Origin of the sequence: Hymenobacter sedentarius, from assembly GCF_001507645.1 — a bacterium.
Classification (GTDB): domain Bacteria; phylum Bacteroidota; class Bacteroidia; order Cytophagales; family Hymenobacteraceae; genus Hymenobacter; species Hymenobacter sedentarius.
Map to the genome: position 1 here is coordinate 603,788 of NZ_CP013909.1, position 16,379 is coordinate 620,166.

Consider the following 16,379-nt stretch of genomic DNA (forward strand, 5'->3'; position numbering starts at 1 on the left):
TGCTCGCGCAGCGGGCCGGGCTTATTTTTGGCCGGCCCAACCGCGGGCCCCTTTCCCGAAGCCGCCGCGTATGAAAGTCCTTGTTCTGGTGTTGCTGCTGCTTTCCGCGGCCGGGTCGGCCGCGGCCCAAACGCGATTCAACCCGGTGCTTAAACGCGAGTTGGACAGCCTTTACGCCGTCGACCAGAAGTGGCGCAGCCTGCTGTTTGACCGGCGCATCAGCCGCCGGCCCGACTCGCTGGCCGCGGCCCTGGGGGTGGCCAAGGAACGCCTGGGCCAGTACATCGGGCGGCGCATGCAGCAAACCGATTCGGCCAATATTATTCGCGTGCGGGCCATTCTCAAGCAGTACGGCTACCCCGGCAAGTCGCTGGTGGGCGAGCCCACCAACGAGGCCGCTTGGTACGTCCTCCAACATTCTGACGACATCAAGCACTACTTGCCCTTGGTGAAGAAAGCAGCCCAGCGCGGCGAGCTGCCCTTCCGGCTGTATGCCCAGATGCTCGACCGCCAGCTGATGCGCGAGGGCAAGGAGCAGCTGTACGGCACGCAGGCCATGGGCTATAGCCCCCTTAACCCCGCCACTGGCCAGCGCAAAAGCCAGCCGCCGTTTGTGTGGCCCATCAAGAATGCGGCCGGCGTGAATGCCCGCCGTCAGAAAGCCGGCTTCAGCACCACCGTGGAGCAGAATGCGGCCACGCTCGGCATTCCCTACCGTGTACTCACGCTGAAAGACGTAGCCCGCATGCCCAAATAACAACTCCCATGACCCTCAGCTGGACCATTAAACCCTACGACGAACTCACCCTCACCGAGCTTTACGAGCTGCTTCGGCTCCGCGTGGAAGTTTTTGTCGTAGAGCAAAACTGCCCGTTTCAGGACCTCGACCGGCAAGACGACCAAGCCTACCACCTGCTGGGCTACACCGAGGACAATGAGCTCGCGGCGTATGCGCGCCTCTTCGACGCGGGCCTGAGCTACGAGGAGGTGGCCATTGGGCGGGTAGCCGTGTCGCCGGCCCACCGCCGCCACGGGCTAGGCCAGGAACTTATGCGCCAAGCCATTGCCTACTGCGAAGTGCTGTACGGGCCGCAGCCCATCAAAATTGGCGCGCAGCAGTACCTCGAGCGCTTTTATCAGGCCTTCGGGTTTGTGCAGCACGGCGAGGGGTATCTGGAAGACGGCATTCCGCATATCCCCATGGTGCGGGCGTAAAATATTTGGTCTACCTAAACCAGCGCAAAAATCAATAAAAAGAACGTCATGCTGAGCGCAGTCGAAGCATCTCTACCGCGCAACTAATTGATTTTAGCATTGCGGTAGAGATGCTTCGACTGCGCTCAGCATGACGTTCTTTTTAAGCTTGACTCAGGTGTAAGCTAGTCGCTTAAATCTCGCAGCCGTCGGGCCCGCAGGCGGGGCCGTCGGCTACCATTATCGGAGCTGGTTTGGTGGGCTGGAATTCGTCCCACACTTTTTCCAGCACTTCGCTGAAAAGCTCGGTGGGCTGAGCACCCGAGACGGCGTACTTGTCTTCGAACACGAAGAAGGGCACGCCGCGCACGTTGATTTGCTGGGCCTGGTACTCATCGTGCCGGACCTCTTCGGCATAGGTGCCATTGAGGAGGGCTGCGCGGGCTTCTTCGGCGTCGAGGCCGATTTCGGTGGCCAGCTTCACCAGCGTGTCAACGTCGTTCAGGTCCTGGCCCTGGAGGTAGTAGCCGGCCATCAGGCGCTCTTTGGCTTCGCCCTGCTTGCCGTGTTTGGCCGCCAGGTGGATGAGCTGGTGGCCCAGGAAAGTATTGGTGGGCACGGCGTTATCGAAGTCGTACTTCAGCCCCACTTCCTTGGCCATGTCGGCCATATAGTCGCTCATTTCCTTGGCCTTCGCCACGGGAATGCCTTTCTTCTCGGCCAACGACTCGTACACGTTGCGGCCGGGGATAGGCCGGTAGTCGGGGGTGAGTTCGAAGCTGCGCCACACCACTTCTACGTTGTCGGCGTGCGGGAATTTTTCGAGGGCCTGCTCGAAGCGGCGCTTGCCGATGTAGCAGAAGGGACAAACGATGTCGGACCAGATTTCAACTTTCATAGTAGGGTAACCAAGTGGATTGATGTAGGTACAACAATCCAAGCCCTGGAAAAAGTTTATTCGTTAGCCTGGCATCAGCCCAACCGGCTCAATCTCTGCACCTACATCATCTCGGCTTTCACATTCACGCGAAGCTTGGCAATCTCATTGAGAATTTCGTCGGTTTTCTTTTCCTCTTCCAGCGTCTGGCGCAGCAGTTCGGCGGCCTGGGTCATGCCCATGTCTTCGGTCATGCGCACGGCCGTGCCGTAGCAGGCAATTTCGTAGTGCTCCATTTTTTGAGCGGCCGCCAGGAGCATGGCGTCCAGCACCTGGGGCGTGGATTCTTTGCGCATCAGCTTCTCAGCATCGGTGAGCAGGCCTTTCATGGCCGAACAGACCTCGCGGCTGGGCTTGACCTCCATCAGGTCCATGATTTGCTCCAGGCGGGCGACTTGCCGCCGGGTTTCGACGCCGTGCTTTTCGAAGGCCGCCTTCAGCCTGGGTTCGCTGGTGTTTTCCACGAGCGTGGCTAGGCCTTCGAGGCCCAGCTGCTCGGCGCTGTACATCATCTGAATGTCGTGCACGAGCAGGTCGCGCATGGTTCGCAATTGATTCATGGCATAGAGCATTAAGGGTGGGAAATGAAAAAGAGCTTCCGATTTGCGGCCGACCACCAAGGCAGCGCCCGTTCTATTTGGCCGGGCGGTTCGCCAGGGCTGAGGCGCCCACGGCGTCTGCTTCGTTGGGCTGCAAATCGCGAAAGCCGTCAATTTTTAATCGTGATAATTGCCTGTTAATTATGATGATGATTCATTTACCTACGACAGCTCAACTCACGGGTTGAAGGCTTTTTTCTTAGGCTTTGGGCGTCAGATTTATTTTCTGCCTGCCGTACAGCTTGGGGCCGGCCACGGCCGAGGCTGCCCGCGGGGCGCAACATTCGGCCCGAAACGGCAGTTAGCTGCCCTGTCCGCTCCCCTTCCGGAGCGGCCAGCTTCCTTCACTCGACCTCACTTTCCCTCATGGAATATCAAGAATTGGGCACCTCCGGCGTCGCCGTTTCGCGCATCACGTTCGGCAGCTGGGCCGCCGGCGGCTGGATGTGGGGCGGCACCGAGCAAAACGACGCCGTGGGCGCCATTCACGCCAGCTACGACCTGGGCGTAACCAGCATCGACACGGCGCCGGTCTACGGCATGGGCTTCAGCGAGCAAATCGTGGGCGAAGCCATCAAAAGCCTGCCGCGCGACAAGGTCCAAATCCTCACCAAATTCGGCATGCGCTGGGACTTGGCCAAGGGCGACTTCGCCATGAAAACCAAGGACAACAACGGCCACGACCTCGACGTGTACAAGTACGCGGGTCGCGACAGCATCATCAAGGAGTGCGAAGACAGCCTGCGCCGCCTCGGCACCGACTACATCGACCTCTACCAGCAGCACTGGCCCGACGTGACCACTCCCATCGACGAAACGATGGAGGCCGTGATGCGCCTCATCGAGCAGGGCAAGGTGCGTGCCGCCGGCGTGAGCAACTACTCGGTGGCCCAGATGCAGGAAGCCGAGAAAACCCTGAACATCGCCTCCAACCAGGTGCCGTACAGCATGGTGCGCCGCGATATTGAGCAAGACTTGGTGCCCTTCTGCATGGAGCACAACAAGGCCATTCTGGTGTACAGCCCGCTGCAATTGGGCCTGCTCACCGGCAAGATGAAGCCCGGCCAGGAGTTCGGCGACGGCGACTTGCGCCGGGGACACCGCCTCTTCACCCCCGAAAGTGTGACCCGCGTAAACGCCATGCTCAACAAAATCCGGCCGCTGGCCGAAACCAAAAACGTCACCCTGGGCCAGCTCGTGCTGCGCTGGACGCTGGCGCAGCCCGGCATCACGGTGGCGCTGGTGGGCGCCCGCAACCCCGAGCAGGCCGTGCAGAACGCCCGAGCCATTGACCTGCAATTGTCGTTTGAGGAGCTTGATTTTATTAATAAGCAACTGGCGGCGCTGCAGCCGGCTTAACCCCACCCCCGGCCCTTCCTCGGCGGGGAGGGGTAAGTTCTGGATTAACTGTCGTCTGGCACCCCTCCCCACCGGATTCCGCGCATCAAGCGGCGAGGGCCGGGGGGTGGGGTTTATCTTTGGGCCATGCCCCTCGCCTACCGCCGCCTCGTCGTCAAAATCGGTTCCAACGTCCTGACCCAAGACAATGGCCTGCCTGACCTGGCCCGCATGGAGCAGCTGGTGGCCCAGGTGGCCGGGCTGAAGGCGCAGGGGATGGAGGTTATCATGGTATCGTCGGGGGCGGTGGCGGCCGGGCGCAGCCTGATTACGCTGCCTGCCAAGACTGATGCCGTGCGCGGGCGCCAGCTGCTGGCTGCCGTGGGCCAGGTAAAGTTGCTGAGCACCTACGCCGAGCTGTTTGGCCGCCACGGCTTGCTGTGCGCCCAGGTGCTGGTAACCAAGGAGGACTTCCGCGACCGGCAGCATTATCTGAACATGCGCAACTGCTTCCAGGAGCTGCTGCAGCGCGAGGTCATCCCAATTGTGAACGAGAACGACGTGATCGCCGTGACGGAGCTGATGTTTACCGACAACGACGAGCTGGCCGGGCTGATTGCCGCGCAACTCGACGCCGACGCCCTAGTAATCCTAACCAATGTGGACGGGATTTTCGACGGCGACCCGCGCTTGCCCACGTCCCAGCTCCTGCGCGAGATTGCGCCCACGGCCACCGGCTTTGCCAATTTCGTGACGGCCCAACGCTCGCAGTTTGGGCGCGGCGGCATGCTCACCAAGTGCCACATGGCGCACAAGGTGGCCAAATTGGGCATCAGCGTGCACATTGCCAACGGCAAAACGGCCGACATCCTGCCCGCCGTGCTGGCCGAGACAGCGGCGCACACCTGGTTCCGGCCCAGCAAGACCGCCTCGGGCAAGAAGAAGTGGCTAGCCAACTCCCAGGACTCGGCCAAGGCCGCCGTGCGCGTAAATGCCGGGGCGGTGGCGGCCCTCACCGCCGCGGGCAAGGCCAGCAGCCTGCTACCGGTGGGCGTGCTGGCCATCGAAGGCGCCTTTCGCAAGGGCGACATCATCCGCCTCACCGACGAAAAGGGCCACCTGCTGGGCCTGGGCATTGCCGAATACGGCTCCGACAAAGCGCTGGAGCGCCTGGGCCAGCAGCACCAGCGCCCGCTGGTGCACTACGACTATTTGTTTCTCACCCCTAACCTTGCCTGACCGTGGAGCTGCGCCCAATCTTTGAAGCCACCCGCCAGGCCAGCCATGCGCTGGCGGCCTTCGCGCCGGCTGCTACTGATGCCCTACTGCGCGACCTGGCCGACGCCACCGAAGCCCAAACGCCGTTTCTGCTGGCCGAAAACGCCCGGGACCTGGCCCAGATGCCTGCCACTGACCCGCGCCACGACCGCCTGCGCCTCACCGCCGAGCGCCTGCGCGGCATGGCCGACGACCTGCGCAACGTGGCCGGCCTGCCCACGCCGCTGGGCCAGGTTATCTCCGAAACCGACCGGCCCAACGGCCTGCACCTGACCAAGGTGCGCGTGCCGCTCGGCGTGGTCGGCATCATCTACGAAGCCCGGCCCAACGTAACCTTCGATAGCCTGGCGCTGTGCCTGAAAACCGGCAACGCCTGCCTGCTAAAGGGCGGCTCAGACGCGGCCTTTTCTAATGCGGCTCTGCTGGAAGTGGCCCGGCCCGTGCTAAAGCGCCACGGCCTGCCTGCCGCCGTGGCCACGCTCCTGCCGCTCGACCGCTCCGCCACGGCCGCCCTGCTCGCGGCCGTGGGCTACGTTGATGTGCTGATTCCGCGCGGCAGCCAGCAGCTCATCAACTACGTGCGGGAAAATGCGCGCGTGCCCGTGATTGAAACCGGGGCGGGCATCGTGCACACTTACTTCGACGAAACCGGCGACTTAAATAAGGGCCAGGCCATCATCCACAACGCCAAAACCCGTCGCGTAAGCGTGTGCAACTCGCTCGACTGCTTGCTCCTGCACGCCAGCCGGCTCGCGGATTTGCCCGAGCTGCTCGCCCCGCTGGCCGCAGCCGGGGTGGAGCTGTTTGCCGATGCGCCGGCCCTCGCCTCGCTGGCGGCCCACTACCCGGCTGCCCTGCTCAGCCTTGCTTCGGAAGAGCATTACGGTACGGAATTCTTGTCGCTGAAAATGGCCGTAAAGACCGTGGGCTCGCTCGATGAGGCCATGGACCACATTGCCCAACACGGCTCGCGCCACAGCGAAGCCATTGTGTCGAAAGATGCGGCGCACATCGACACGTTCCTGCGCACCGTGGATGCCGCCGCCGTGTATGCCAACGCCTCCACCGCCTTCACCGACGGTGCCCAGTTTGGGCTGGGGGCCGAAATCGGCATTAGCACCCAAAAGCTGCACGCCCGCGGCCCCATGGGGCTGCAGGAGCTAACCAGCTACAAGTGGCTGGTGCGCGGCGATGGCCACATCAGAACCTCCTAAGCATGAGTACTTCCATTACTTTCCGGGCTACGCTGGAGCCGGGCGGCCCCAGCTTCATGCCCACGCAAACCATCGTGGTGCCGGCCGAGGTACTGGAGAAGCTGGGCGGCAAGGCAGCCAAGCGGGTGATTTGCACCGTGCGCGGGCAGGCGCTGCGGCTGGGCCTATTGCCGTTGGAAGGCGGCGGGCGCTACCTCATGCTGAATAAGGACGTGTGCCGCGTCGTGGGCATAGCATTGGGCCAGGAATTGGTGGTTGCCATTGAGCCGGACCCGAACCCCGACCACGTGGACCTGCCCGACGAGTTGGCCGAAGCCCTCGCCGCCTGGCCCGAGGCCGAAACGGCCTTCAATAACTATAGCGGCTCGCACCGCCGCGCCATGGTCCGGCTGGTAGACGAGGCCAAGCAACGCGAGACCCGCGTGCGCCGCGCCGTGCAATTGGTCGAGCGTCTGGGCCGGGGGCTGCACCCGTTTCGAGGAGATTGAGTAGACTAGTTAAAAATCATTCTGTAAAAAAGCCCGTCATGCTGAGCTTTAATCCTTGAGCACGATGCTCACAACTTTCCCTGGACCTTCTACCGTGAATTTGCACTCGTTGAAATTGGGCGCGGCCACGGTGGGGCGTACGTTGTTCGAAAACGCGTAGGGCTCGGTGGGGATGCCGATGAAGTTCTTGTCGATTTTGTCGTTGTTGTTGAGGTCCTGCGTGATGGCCACGGCCCATTCTCCTTTGGGTAGCTCAACCGGCAACGTAAACTCCCGCTTGCCCTCCGGCTTCACGGTCTTGGAAAACGCCCATTTCCCGCTTTTCAGAAACCCCTCGGGGGTGTTGTAGAAATACAGCTTTACGGTGGAGGTGCTGGACACCAGCGACGATACGACCACCGTTACGGGCTCGGTTTCGACGGGAGGCGTAGCGGCGCCCAAAAGGCTGCTACCAATCAACAAGGAGCAAAGCGACAGCACTTTCATAAGCGGGAGGCGTAAGGTGAGAAGTAATATTATAAGTACGGGCCAAACGCCCAGCGCGCCGAAAAGAGTTCGAACCGAGCAGCTGCACCATAACCTTGAGAACGACCAACTCCCCTCCTTAGCAAGGAGGGGATGTTCGAGCCAAGGGCGAGAGCGGGGGTGGTTGAGCCGTTGCACGACACCCGAACGACTCCAGCCCAAGTCGTTCTGCTATTGTGCTTCCATCGTGCAACGCCCACAACCACCCCAGCTCAACTTGGCAGTTGAGCGTCCCCTCCTTGGTAAGGAGGGGAGTTGGTCGTTCTTGCCATTTCTCATGGCTCATCTCCACTATTCGCACATATTTACCAAATGGAAGGGTTAACCAAAATAGACGACCTCGGCAAGCCGCGCGTGGTGATTGTGGGCGGCGGGTTTGCGGGGCTGGAGCTGGCCAAGGCGCTGGCCACGGCCCCGGTGCAGGTAGTGCTTATCGACAAGCAGAACTACCACACGTTTCAGCCGCTGCTGTATCAGGTAGCTACGGCCGGGCTCGATGCCGATTCCATTGTCTCGCCGTTTCGCAAAATTCTGAGCGAGCAGGAGAACTTTTACTTCCGGCTGGCCGAAGTGCAGGCCGTGGACACGGCCGCCAAGGTAGTGGAAACCAGCATTGGGCGGGTGCGTTACGACTACCTGGTAATTGCCACCGGGGCCGAGCCCAATTATTTTGGCGATGCGCAAATGGCCAAGCATTCCATTGCCTTGAAAAGCGTGGAAGATGCCATTGAGCTGCGCAACACCGTGCTGTCGAATTTCGAGCAGGCGCTGCAGCTCGGCGACATGGAGCAAATCAACAGCCTGCTCGATTTTGTGATAGTGGGCGGCGGCCCCACCGGCGTGGAGCTGGCCGGCGCCCTGAGCGAGCTGCGCAAGCACGTCTTTCCCAAAGACTACCGCGAGTTGGACTTTAAGGAAATGGACATTCACCTAGTGCAGAGCGGGCCGGTGCTGCTCAAGGGCATGTCGGCTCAGGCCTCGCAGGAGGCGCTGGAGTCGCTGCAGAAATTTGGGGTGCAGGTGTGGCTGGAGGCGCGGGTGAAATCCTACGATGGCTTCACGGTCACGCTAAGCACCGGCAAGCAGCTCATCACGCGCACGCTCATCTGGGCGGCGGGGGTCACGGGGGCGCCGCTCGCGGGCCTGCCCCCGGAGTGCCTGCTGCCCGGCAACCGCTACTGCGTGGACGAATACAGCCGCATTCTGGGCCACGACCACGTCTTTGCCATCGGCGACATTGCCGCCATGCGCAGCCCGGCCTACCCCGAAGGCCATCCCATGGTGGCGCAGCCCGCGCTGCAGCAGGGCCGGCTGCTGGGGCAGAACATTGCCCGGTTGCTGGTGGGCAAAGCGCCCCTCCCGTTCACGTACGACGACAAAGGTGCCATGGCCACCATCGGCCGCAACCACGCGGTGGCCGACGTGATACTCTTCGGCAAAGAATACCACTGGGGGGGCTTCATGGCCTGGCTGGCCTGGAGCTTTATCCACATCATTTCCCTGGTGGGCTTTCGCAACCGCCTTTCGGTATTTTTCACCTGGGGCTGGAACTACGTCACGCAGGATAAGGGCCTGCGCTACATCCTTGGCAAGACCAGAAAGCCCCTGGTGGAGCAGGAAGTGGTGGAAAAGGCGATTGTGTAGGCAGGTTTTAGCTCAAGCCAGCTGCTTACGGCCGGGGCTCGGCTCAGGTCAACTCCACTGCGCCAAACGGGTTAGCGGCCTTGACCTTGGCCGGAACAATGTTGGCGCAATCTGAACAAGTAGGGAGCGTTACCGTGTCTCAAGGAATCTGTTGGGGCGTACGCAACCTTCGCTTTCGGGCGCCGGTCAAAGAACTTGAATACGGCTTCACACTATCATTATCTATCCAATTTCCAGTTTATGCGCATCCTGCCAGCCCTGGGTTTCGCCTTGCTTTCCCTCACCGTTTTCAGCTGCAAGCACAGCGACTCGGCGGTGCCCTGCTACTCCGGCGTGGTGGTGGGCGATGCCTGCATGGATGGCATTTTGATTGACGTTGACGCGGCCTCGGCCATTGGCAAACCTACCGGCAACTACACCAACGTCATTGCCGCCGTCAATTTTGCTGACCTGAGCAGCCTGAGCAAAGTGGGCCAGCGCGTTTACTTCACGTACCGCAACGACCCCAGCCAGCAGACGGTCTCCCGCTTCTGCACCGCCAACAGTGCCCCGCTGCCGGTGCCCCATTTCGTACTGAGCAACCTCTCGGTTACCAGCTGTAAGGACGGCGCTACGCACTAACCTTGCTGCATCTCCCTGTAAACCACAACGCCCGACCAAGTTGGCCGGGCGTTTTCGTAAGTGGCTAGTCCGCCACATCAGAGGCGGATATCAAATGCCAGCGGCTCCACTACCATTTGGCGCAGCGTGGAGCTGTACACCACCCGCACGCCGGCCTCGATGGGCGTGCGCAGGCGCAGCACGTTGAACAGCACCAGCGCATCGACGCCCACATTGCGGTAATTCTGCTGGCCGATGGTGCCGCGGATGTCATTGCCGCGCGCCACGTCGCCAAAGAAAGTGGCCCGTAGGCGCTGCACGTAGAGCAGGCGGCCCAATTCCCAGTGCGTGAAGGCCAGCGGCAGGCTGTAGTCGGCGCTGGCTACGCGCAGGTGGTTGAAGCTGGTGTAGCCCTCGCCGCGCGGAAACGACACGGCGGGCACAAACTGGTACTGCGCTTGGTCCTGCCACTGGTAGCCGGCCCGCAGCCGCAGGGCGTGGTGCTTGGCCAGGCCCGGCAAAAACACGCTGCCCTGCGCCGCCCACTGCCGGGCCTGCAGCCCGGTACCGAAGGGCGTGGTGCGCCACGTGCCCAGGAAGGTGCCACCCCGCCGGGGGGCCACGTCGCGGGCGCTGCGCTTGAGCTGATTGACATAGCTCACGGTGGTCTGGATGGCGTTCAGGGGCTGATTGGGGCCGGTTTCGTAGTATTTGCGGGTGGGCAGGTCGTAGTCGTACACCTGCTCGTGCAGGAAGTAGGTGCCCACCGACAGCGCCTGGAAAAACTTAGAATGCGTGAGGTTGAGCGGCAGGCGCAGGCCCGCCGTGAGCCGGGTATAGCGCCATTGGTCGCGGACGGTGCTGCCCCGGTAGAGCACGGCGGCATCGCGCCCGCCGTAGGTCACGTCCACGTCCACCACGGGGTAGAGGGCCTGGTAGCTCACGGCCCCCACCACGCTGGCGGTGCGCTCTACCTGGTCGTAGCCCACGCCGGCAAAGACCTGGGTGGTGTTGAGCAAATCCTGCGACCGGACGCCCAGGCTCACGGCGTTGCCCGTGGGGCTTTGCACCACCCCGTAGCTGAACAGGTTGAACGCATGCCGCAGCGGCGAATACCGCTGCACGCCGTAGTGCGGCGCCTCCGAATTGGGCTGGCTCAGCAGGCGCGGCACGAGTTGGCCGGCCGGCTCCTGGGCCGTGAGGGCCTCGGCGTAGGGGCCGACTTTATCGGCCTTGGCGGTAGGCACTGGCACCCAGGCTGTGGAATCGAGCGGCATTTCGACCACCCGCACCCCCGTGGCCTGATAGTCGTGAAAAGCCAGCGAGCGGCCATCGGGCGACACCGCCGCGTGATAGGCCCCCAGCGGCCGGGACGTCACCCGGTAGGTCTGGCCGGTGCGCGCGCTCACGGCATACAGGTTGTCGATGCCCGACTGCGAGGAATTATACAGCACGAAATCGCGCCAGGGCTGGGGGTTGGCCAGGTTCACATTGGCTACGGGCAGTAGTGCCTTCGTGGTGCCAGTCGCGGGGTCGAGCACCACGATGGTTTTGCCGGCGGCACTCAGCGTCACGGCCACCACGTGGCGGCCGTCGGGGTGCCAGCGGGGCTGCTGGTAGAAGTCGTTGGTGGGGTTGGGCAGGGTTTGAATTTCGGCGCCGGTTTGGGCGTCGAGGACAACCAGGGCGTGGTGGTAGCCGGCATCGGTGCGCGTGGCCACCAGGCGTCGGCCATCGGGCGAGAGGGCGGCAGCGGTGTAGCGCGCGCCTTTGCCCAGGCGGGTAAGCTGCCCGGTGGCCAGGTTCAGCACCTTCAGCTCCGAGGCGATGCGCTGGCCCCAGCGGGCGTCCTGCTGAAATTCGGGCCATACCACCTTGCCCCCGTTCACCGACAGCATTTCGGGAATGTTGAGCTGGCCCGGCACAAACACGCGCCGCTCGGCCGCGTGCCGGCTCAGCACCACCAGTTGCGGCACATCGTCGAGGCCCGACTTCAGGGCCAGCACGGTGCTGTCAGTCACGTACTGCGGGTACTGGTAGCGCGTGAATACTTTCTCGGACGAATTAGCAACCAGCGCCCGCACCGGCGTGCGGACGGGTTGGGCTGCCTGCTGCGCCCGCCAGGTCGAGTCAATTTCCGCCATGGTGCGGTCGTAGAGCTGCTCGACCCGCAGGCCGGTGCTGTGCCGGATGCCATCGGAAAACGAGAACGGATAAAACGGAAACCGGTAGTAGCGGTCGAGCACCGAGGACCACACGGCCGGGCCGTAATGCGTTTTCAGGTACGACGTCATAAAATAGCCCAGCACGTACCAGTTGGGCACGTTGTCGCGCAGGGAGCCATTCACGGCCTTCTGGTAGGAGTAGCGGCGGCCGGCCAGCAGGTTGGCCCGCAGCCCCACGTCGAAGCTGGGGATGCGGCCGCGCCCGCTGCGCGTGAGGGCCGTTTCGGTGCCCACGGCGTCGCCTTCAAAAAACCACTGCGGCACGCCCACGGCCGCCACGCCCAGCGCGCCATCGCCCAGCAGCGGGCCCAGCACCCGGCCTATCCCCTGCCGGGCTTTCTCAAACTGGCCCACGTGCCGGTATTCGTGCACGGCCAGGCCGTCGAGCCAGTCCAGGGTGCCCAGGTCCAGGCCCTGCTGCGGCGTGGTGAAAAACTCCGCATGCCGGGGCAAAAACGTCACAAAGCCGTTGCTGACCGTGGTCTGGTTTTGCAGCACCACGCTGATTGGCCGCGGGCTCACCCCGAGCGTGGCCACGTCGGGGCCGTGCAACTGCTCGAGCCGCGCGGCCGTGCGTTGGGCCGCCGTGTCGATACCGCCCGCATACAGCACTCGGAAGTGGGGCGTGCGCACCTCCTGCCAGCGCAGGGAAGGCGGATTTTGACTCAATACAGGAAGGCTTTGGGCTTGAATCTGGCTCAACCCCGACAGGCCTAGCAGCCCGCCTAGCAACAAACGACCCATAACAGCTACAAGAATATCACGCCCTAAAGAACGTCATGTTGAGCTTGTCGAAGCATCTCTACCTTGCAACTAATCCCGACGTCTGTCATGCAGAGCGCAGCGAAGCATCTTATCACGTTCGAACAATTCGTTCAGCGGGGATAGGATGCTTCGCTGCGCTCTGCATGACAACCGGCGTGAAGCATGACAGACGAGTGGGAACACGACTAGCGGCGCAGGAGCATAAGGTTCTGCTTTTCCCTCTCCTACCCCAGGTTCCGGCATCGATTGCGCAATTATAGTCAGCCCAACCTGCCAATTTTCTCCCAGGATGCGACCAACTTACGGGCCGAAACCATCCCAATTCCCATCCTATGGAACGCCGCTTATTTACGCAGCTTACCGGCACGGCGCTGGCCGGCTCGCTGCTCACCAACCACGCGCTGGCCTCGGCGCTGGCCCCGGCCAAAAAGAAACGGGTGGCCATGGTGGGCACCGGCCACCGCGGCCTGGGCATGTGGGGCACGCCCGTACTGGCCGAACACGGCCACAGCATGGAGTTTGTGGGCCTCTGCGACATCAACCCCGGCCGCGTGGCCACCGGCAAAAAGATGCTGGGCGTGAGCTGCCCCACCTATACCGACTTCGACAAGATGATGCGGGAAACCAAGCCCGATGTCCTCATCGTAACCACCGTAGATGCCACCCACAACGAATTCATTGTGAAGGGTATGGAGTACGGGGCCGACATCGTGACCGAGAAGCCGATGACCACCGACGAGAAGAAGTGCCAGCAGATTCTCGACGCCGAAAAGCGCACCGGCAAGAAGGTGAAAGTGACCTTCAACTACCGCTACTCGCCGCACCGCCAGAAGCTCTACGAGTTGTTGCGCTCGGGCGTGATTGGCAAGATTGAATCGGCCGATTTCCACTGGTACCTCGACGTGCACCACGGCGCCGACTACTTCCGCCGCTGGCACCGCCTGCGCCAAAACAGCGGCTCATTGCTGGTGCACAAAGCCACCCACCACTTCGACCTGCTGAACTGGTGGCTCGAATCGGACCCGGAGGAGGTATTCGCCTACGGCCAGCTCAATTTCTACGGCAAGAACAACGCCTTCCGGCACACCCACTGCCGCCCCTGCCCCCACAAAGACAAGTGTGCCTTCTATTTCGACATGACCAAGGACAAGCGCCTGATGGCCATTTACGCCGACAACGAGCAGTACGACGGCTACCACCGCGACGGCTGCGTGTGGCGCGAAGACATCGACATTTTCGACAAGATGGCCGTGCAAATCAAGTATGCCAACCAGGTGCAAGTGAGCTACTCGCTCACCACCTACTCGCCCTACGAGGGCTACCGCATTGCCTTCAACGGCACCAAGGGCCGCCTCGAAGCCTGGATTAAGGAAAAGCAGCCGTGGGAGGAAGAGCCCTTCGACGAAATTCAGCTCACCACCAGCTTCGGCAAGCGCGAGCTGATTCGCATTCCCAACAACGAGGAAGGCCACGGCGGCGGCGACGTGCGCCTGCGCAAGCAAATCTTCGCCCCCGATGGCCACGACCCCTACCGCCAGGCCGCCGGCACCCGCGATGGGGCCATGGCCTGCCTCATCGGCATCGGCGCCCGCCACAGCATCGACAGCGGCAAACCCATAAAAATCGGCGACTTAACTACCTTAAAACCCTCGGGCACGCGGGGCGTTTGAACTTTCTGAGACGGGCGGCGTTTACGCAGCAACGATAATTGATGTACCAACATTTTATGTAGCAACATTTGTTATCTTTGCACCCAACATTCACCTTTTCAAGCTTCACCCCATGTCCGAGACCGCAACCACCACCGCCACCAAATGGGTACTTGACCCCACCCATTCCGAAGTGCAGTTCAAAATCAAGCACTTGGTTATTTCCACCGTTACGGGTTCGTTTAAAACCTTCCAGGGCTCGATGCAGACCGAAGGCGACTCGTTTGAAAACGCCAAAATTGAGTTCACGCTCGACGTGGCCAGCGTCGACACCAACCAGGAGCAGCGCGATGCCCACCTGAAGAGCGATGAATTCTTCGACGCCACCAAGTTCCCGCACATCAAGTTCGAGTCGACTTCGTTCGTAAAAGAAAGCGGCGACACCTACAAGCTCAACGGCAACCTCACGATGAAAGACGTGACCAAGCCCGTGACCCTTGAGGCCGAATTTGGCGGCGAAGCCGTCGATTTCTACGGCAACCACAAGGCCGGCTTCGAGGTAACCGGCAAACTCAACCGCAAAGAGTTCGGCCTGACCTGGGGCGCCGTGACCGAAGCCGGCTCCATCGTGCTCGGCGACGACGTGAAGCTGATTATCAACGTACAGTTCGTGAAGCAGGCGTAATTATAGCTTTTAGCTAACGTCTGTCATGCTGACGAAGGAAGCATCTTATCCCCGCTGAACGATTCGTCCGGACGTGAGAAGATGCTTCCTTCGTCAGCATTACAAAACAAAAAAGCGGCTGCTCCATTCGGGCAGCCGCTTTTTTGTTACTGGTAACTCTGGCTATGCCGACAGCAGCTCCTGGTCCGGCACGCTCTGGTCCTTGAGTGTGGCCGTGCCGCGCTCCTTGCGCATGATGCGGGAGTAAAGGCTGATTTCCTGGTCGAACAAGAACATGAAAAACAGCTTGGTGTAGCTGGTGTGGGCCAGCAGCGGCTCGTAGAACTCGGGGGCCACGCGCTTGAGCTTGGGCAGGTTGTTCCACGGAATGCTGGGCATGTCGTGGTGCTCGTTGTGGTAGCCCACGTTGAGGTTGATGCCGTTGAGCCGGCCGTAGTACGAATAGGTTTCCTGCTCGGGGCTGAGGGTAAGGTAGTGCTCCTGAATCCAGCGGGCCCCGAGCGGGTGCAGCCCCACCGAAAACCAGAAGCTCAGGAACAGGTAGAGCAGCGCCGTCCAGCCCAAGAAGTATACCACGGCCACGTCGAAGGCCAGTTGGGCTACAATATTGGCGGCCACGTACCGGTCGATGGTGGCCACCTCGCGGCAGCGCGCCGTGCGAATGACCTGAAACAACGGGAAGAAAAACAGCCAGATGGCCTTGCCGATGCTGTAGTTGTGAATCAGCTTGGCCTCATACCAGTCGGGCAGGTCGGCGTCAAGTTCGTGCACGCCCTGAAAGACGTGGTGCTTGATGTGGAAATTCTTGAAGCTGATGGCCGTCGGGAAAATCGACGGGAAATTGGCCACAATACCAGTAGCCACGTTTTGCCACAGCCTTTTGAACACCAAGTTGTGGGCCGCTTCGTGTATGACCACGAAGAGCGTGTGCGAGAAAAATGCCCCCACCAAATAAGCCACCGGGATGGTCCAGTACCAGGCCTGGTGGCGGAGCAGGTAGGCCAAGGCCACCTGGGCGGCCACGCAGCCCAACCCAATGAGAAAGGTAGCGGGGTTGCGCGCCATGAGCTGCTTCACCTCGGGGTGGGCCCGGATGATTTGGCGGGTGCGCCCGCGGTGGGGCTCGGGGGCCGTGGCAACGGTGAAAGCGGTAGGAGCTGGGGCCATAAAGTGCTGAAAAACGGGCGCGGCAGAGAGCAGCCGCACGCAGGTAGGCTTTCAGACAAAAATACAGCAAA

15 protein-coding genes are annotated in these 16,379 nt (G+C 61.7%); 10 read left to right on the forward strand and 5 right to left on the reverse strand.

Translation table 11 applies throughout. The features are described from left to right. The first annotated feature begins 70 nt into the window (after positions 1 to 70). A complete protein-coding gene (locus AUC43_RS02550) occupies positions 71 to 757 on the forward strand; it encodes a DUF6624 domain-containing protein (RefSeq protein WP_068189529.1) in 687 nt (228 codons plus the stop codon). 8 nt (positions 758 to 765) lie between these two features. Next, the gene (locus AUC43_RS02555; protein WP_068189532.1) at positions 766 to 1,215 is read left to right on the forward strand and encodes a GNAT family N-acetyltransferase; all 450 of its coding nucleotides are present in this window, start codon (positions 766 to 768) and stop codon (positions 1,213 to 1,215) included. A gap of 172 nt (positions 1,216 to 1,387) precedes the next feature. On the opposite strand, the gene AUC43_RS02560 is transcribed toward AUC43_RS02555, so the two are convergent. Then, on the reverse strand, positions 1,388 to 2,092 hold the full coding sequence (locus AUC43_RS02560) for a DsbA family oxidoreductase (RefSeq protein ID WP_068189535.1): 705 nt from the start codon (positions 2,090 to 2,092) through the stop codon (positions 1,388 to 1,390). Between the two features lie 101 nt (positions 2,093 to 2,193). Next, the gene (locus tag AUC43_RS02565; protein WP_157780895.1) at positions 2,194 to 2,691 is read right to left on the reverse strand and encodes a YciE/YciF ferroxidase family protein; all 498 of its coding nucleotides are present in this window, start codon (positions 2,689 to 2,691) and stop codon (positions 2,194 to 2,196) included. Positions 2,692 to 3,096: 405 nt separating this feature from the next. Between AUC43_RS02565 and AUC43_RS02570 the strand changes: the two genes are divergently transcribed. The 4 genes from AUC43_RS02570 (at position 3,097) to AUC43_RS02585 (ending at position 7,048) form a co-directional block, all read left to right on the forward strand. Further along, the gene (locus tag AUC43_RS02570; protein ID WP_068189540.1) at positions 3,097 to 4,089 is read left to right on the forward strand and encodes an aldo/keto reductase; all 993 of its coding nucleotides are present in this window, start codon (positions 3,097 to 3,099) and stop codon (positions 4,087 to 4,089) included. A gap of 126 nt (positions 4,090 to 4,215) precedes the next feature. Next, positions 4,216 to 5,307 carry a glutamate 5-kinase gene (gene proB / locus AUC43_RS02575; RefSeq protein ID WP_068189542.1) on the forward strand — a complete coding sequence of 364 codons (1,092 nt, stop codon included), beginning with the start codon at positions 4,216 to 4,218 and terminating at the stop codon, positions 5,305 to 5,307. Positions 5,308 to 5,309: 2 nt separating this feature from the next. Beyond that, positions 5,310 to 6,560 (forward strand): glutamate-5-semialdehyde dehydrogenase, encoded by a 1,251-nt coding sequence (locus AUC43_RS02580; protein WP_068189551.1) that lies wholly within the window; start codon positions 5,310 to 5,312, stop codon positions 6,558 to 6,560. Between the two features lie 2 nt (positions 6,561 to 6,562). Beyond that, positions 6,563 to 7,048 carry a YdeI/OmpD-associated family protein gene (locus AUC43_RS02585; protein WP_068189555.1) on the forward strand — a complete coding sequence of 162 codons (486 nt, stop codon included), beginning with the start codon at positions 6,563 to 6,565 and terminating at the stop codon, positions 7,046 to 7,048. A 48-nt stretch (positions 7,049 to 7,096) separates the two neighbouring features. On the opposite strand, the gene AUC43_RS02590 is transcribed toward AUC43_RS02585, so the two are convergent. Next, complete coding sequence (locus AUC43_RS02590; RefSeq protein WP_068189559.1) at positions 7,097 to 7,534, reverse strand: DUF2141 domain-containing protein; 438 nt, start codon at positions 7,532 to 7,534, stop codon at positions 7,097 to 7,099. A gap of 351 nt (positions 7,535 to 7,885) precedes the next feature. On the opposite strand from AUC43_RS02590, the gene AUC43_RS02595 reads away from it, so the two are divergent. Then, positions 7,886 to 9,217: an NAD(P)/FAD-dependent oxidoreductase gene (locus AUC43_RS02595; RefSeq protein ID WP_068189562.1), complete on the forward strand. Its 1,332-nt coding sequence runs from the start codon at positions 7,886 to 7,888 to the stop codon at positions 9,215 to 9,217. A 240-nt stretch (positions 9,218 to 9,457) separates the two neighbouring features. Continuing rightward, entirely contained in the window at positions 9,458 to 9,838 is a 381-nt protein-coding gene (locus tag AUC43_RS02600) for a hypothetical protein (protein ID WP_068189565.1), read from the forward strand. A 77-nt stretch (positions 9,839 to 9,915) separates the two neighbouring features. On the opposite strand, the gene AUC43_RS02605 is transcribed toward AUC43_RS02600, so the two are convergent. Continuing rightward, entirely contained in the window at positions 9,916 to 12,786 is a 2,871-nt protein-coding gene (locus AUC43_RS02605) for a TolB family protein (RefSeq protein WP_068189573.1), read from the reverse strand. Between the two features lie 353 nt (positions 12,787 to 13,139). Between AUC43_RS02605 and AUC43_RS02610 the strand changes: the two genes are divergently transcribed. Continuing rightward, positions 13,140 to 14,477 carry a Gfo/Idh/MocA family protein gene (locus tag AUC43_RS02610; protein WP_068189577.1) on the forward strand — a complete coding sequence of 446 codons (1,338 nt, stop codon included), beginning with the start codon at positions 13,140 to 13,142 and terminating at the stop codon, positions 14,475 to 14,477. Positions 14,478 to 14,589: 112 nt separating this feature from the next. Next, on the forward strand, positions 14,590 to 15,141 hold the full coding sequence (locus tag AUC43_RS02615) for a YceI family protein (protein WP_068189580.1): 552 nt from the start codon (positions 14,590 to 14,592) through the stop codon (positions 15,139 to 15,141). 162 nt (positions 15,142 to 15,303) lie between these two features. Here the strand turns inward: AUC43_RS02615 and AUC43_RS02620 are convergent, their stop codons facing one another. Continuing rightward, positions 15,304 to 16,308, reverse strand: a complete 1,005-nt coding sequence (locus tag AUC43_RS02620; RefSeq protein ID WP_068198117.1) for a fatty acid desaturase — start codon at positions 16,306 to 16,308, stop codon at positions 15,304 to 15,306. Positions 16,309 to 16,379: the final 71 nt, after the last annotated feature.

What these genes read in the sequence shown, in the direction of transcription:
- AUC43_RS02605 (WP_068189573.1), bottom strand. Translation starts at nt 12,786, where the DNA reads ATGGGTCGTTTGTTGCTAGGCGGGCTGCTAGGCCTGTCGGGGTTGAGC.
- proB (WP_068189542.1), top strand. Translation starts at nt 4,216, where the DNA reads ATGCCCCTCGCCTACCGCCGCCTCGTCGTCAAAATCGGTTCCAACGTC.
- AUC43_RS02565 (WP_157780895.1), bottom strand. Translation starts at nt 2,691, where the DNA reads ATGAATCAATTGCGAACCATGCGCGACCTGCTCGTGCACGACATTCAG.
- AUC43_RS02555 (WP_068189532.1), top strand. Translation starts at nt 766, where the DNA reads ATGACCCTCAGCTGGACCATTAAACCCTACGACGAACTCACCCTCACC.
- AUC43_RS02600 (WP_068189565.1), top strand. Translation starts at nt 9,458, where the DNA reads ATGCGCATCCTGCCAGCCCTGGGTTTCGCCTTGCTTTCCCTCACCGTT.
- AUC43_RS02595 (WP_068189562.1), top strand. Translation starts at nt 7,886, where the DNA reads ATGGAAGGGTTAACCAAAATAGACGACCTCGGCAAGCCGCGCGTGGTG.
- AUC43_RS02590 (WP_068189559.1), bottom strand. Translation starts at nt 7,534, where the DNA reads ATGAAAGTGCTGTCGCTTTGCTCCTTGTTGATTGGTAGCAGCCTTTTG.
- AUC43_RS02570 (WP_068189540.1), top strand. Translation starts at nt 3,097, where the DNA reads ATGGAATATCAAGAATTGGGCACCTCCGGCGTCGCCGTTTCGCGCATC.
- AUC43_RS02550 (WP_068189529.1), top strand. Translation starts at nt 71, where the DNA reads ATGAAAGTCCTTGTTCTGGTGTTGCTGCTGCTTTCCGCGGCCGGGTCG.
- AUC43_RS02560 (WP_068189535.1), bottom strand. Translation starts at nt 2,092, where the DNA reads ATGAAAGTTGAAATCTGGTCCGACATCGTTTGTCCCTTCTGCTACATC.
- AUC43_RS02585 (WP_068189555.1), top strand. Translation starts at nt 6,563, where the DNA reads ATGAGTACTTCCATTACTTTCCGGGCTACGCTGGAGCCGGGCGGCCCC.
- AUC43_RS02615 (WP_068189580.1), top strand. Translation starts at nt 14,590, where the DNA reads ATGTCCGAGACCGCAACCACCACCGCCACCAAATGGGTACTTGACCCC.
- AUC43_RS02610 (WP_068189577.1), top strand. Translation starts at nt 13,140, where the DNA reads ATGGAACGCCGCTTATTTACGCAGCTTACCGGCACGGCGCTGGCCGGC.
- AUC43_RS02620 (WP_068198117.1), bottom strand. Translation starts at nt 16,308, where the DNA reads ATGGCCCCAGCTCCTACCGCTTTCACCGTTGCCACGGCCCCCGAGCCC.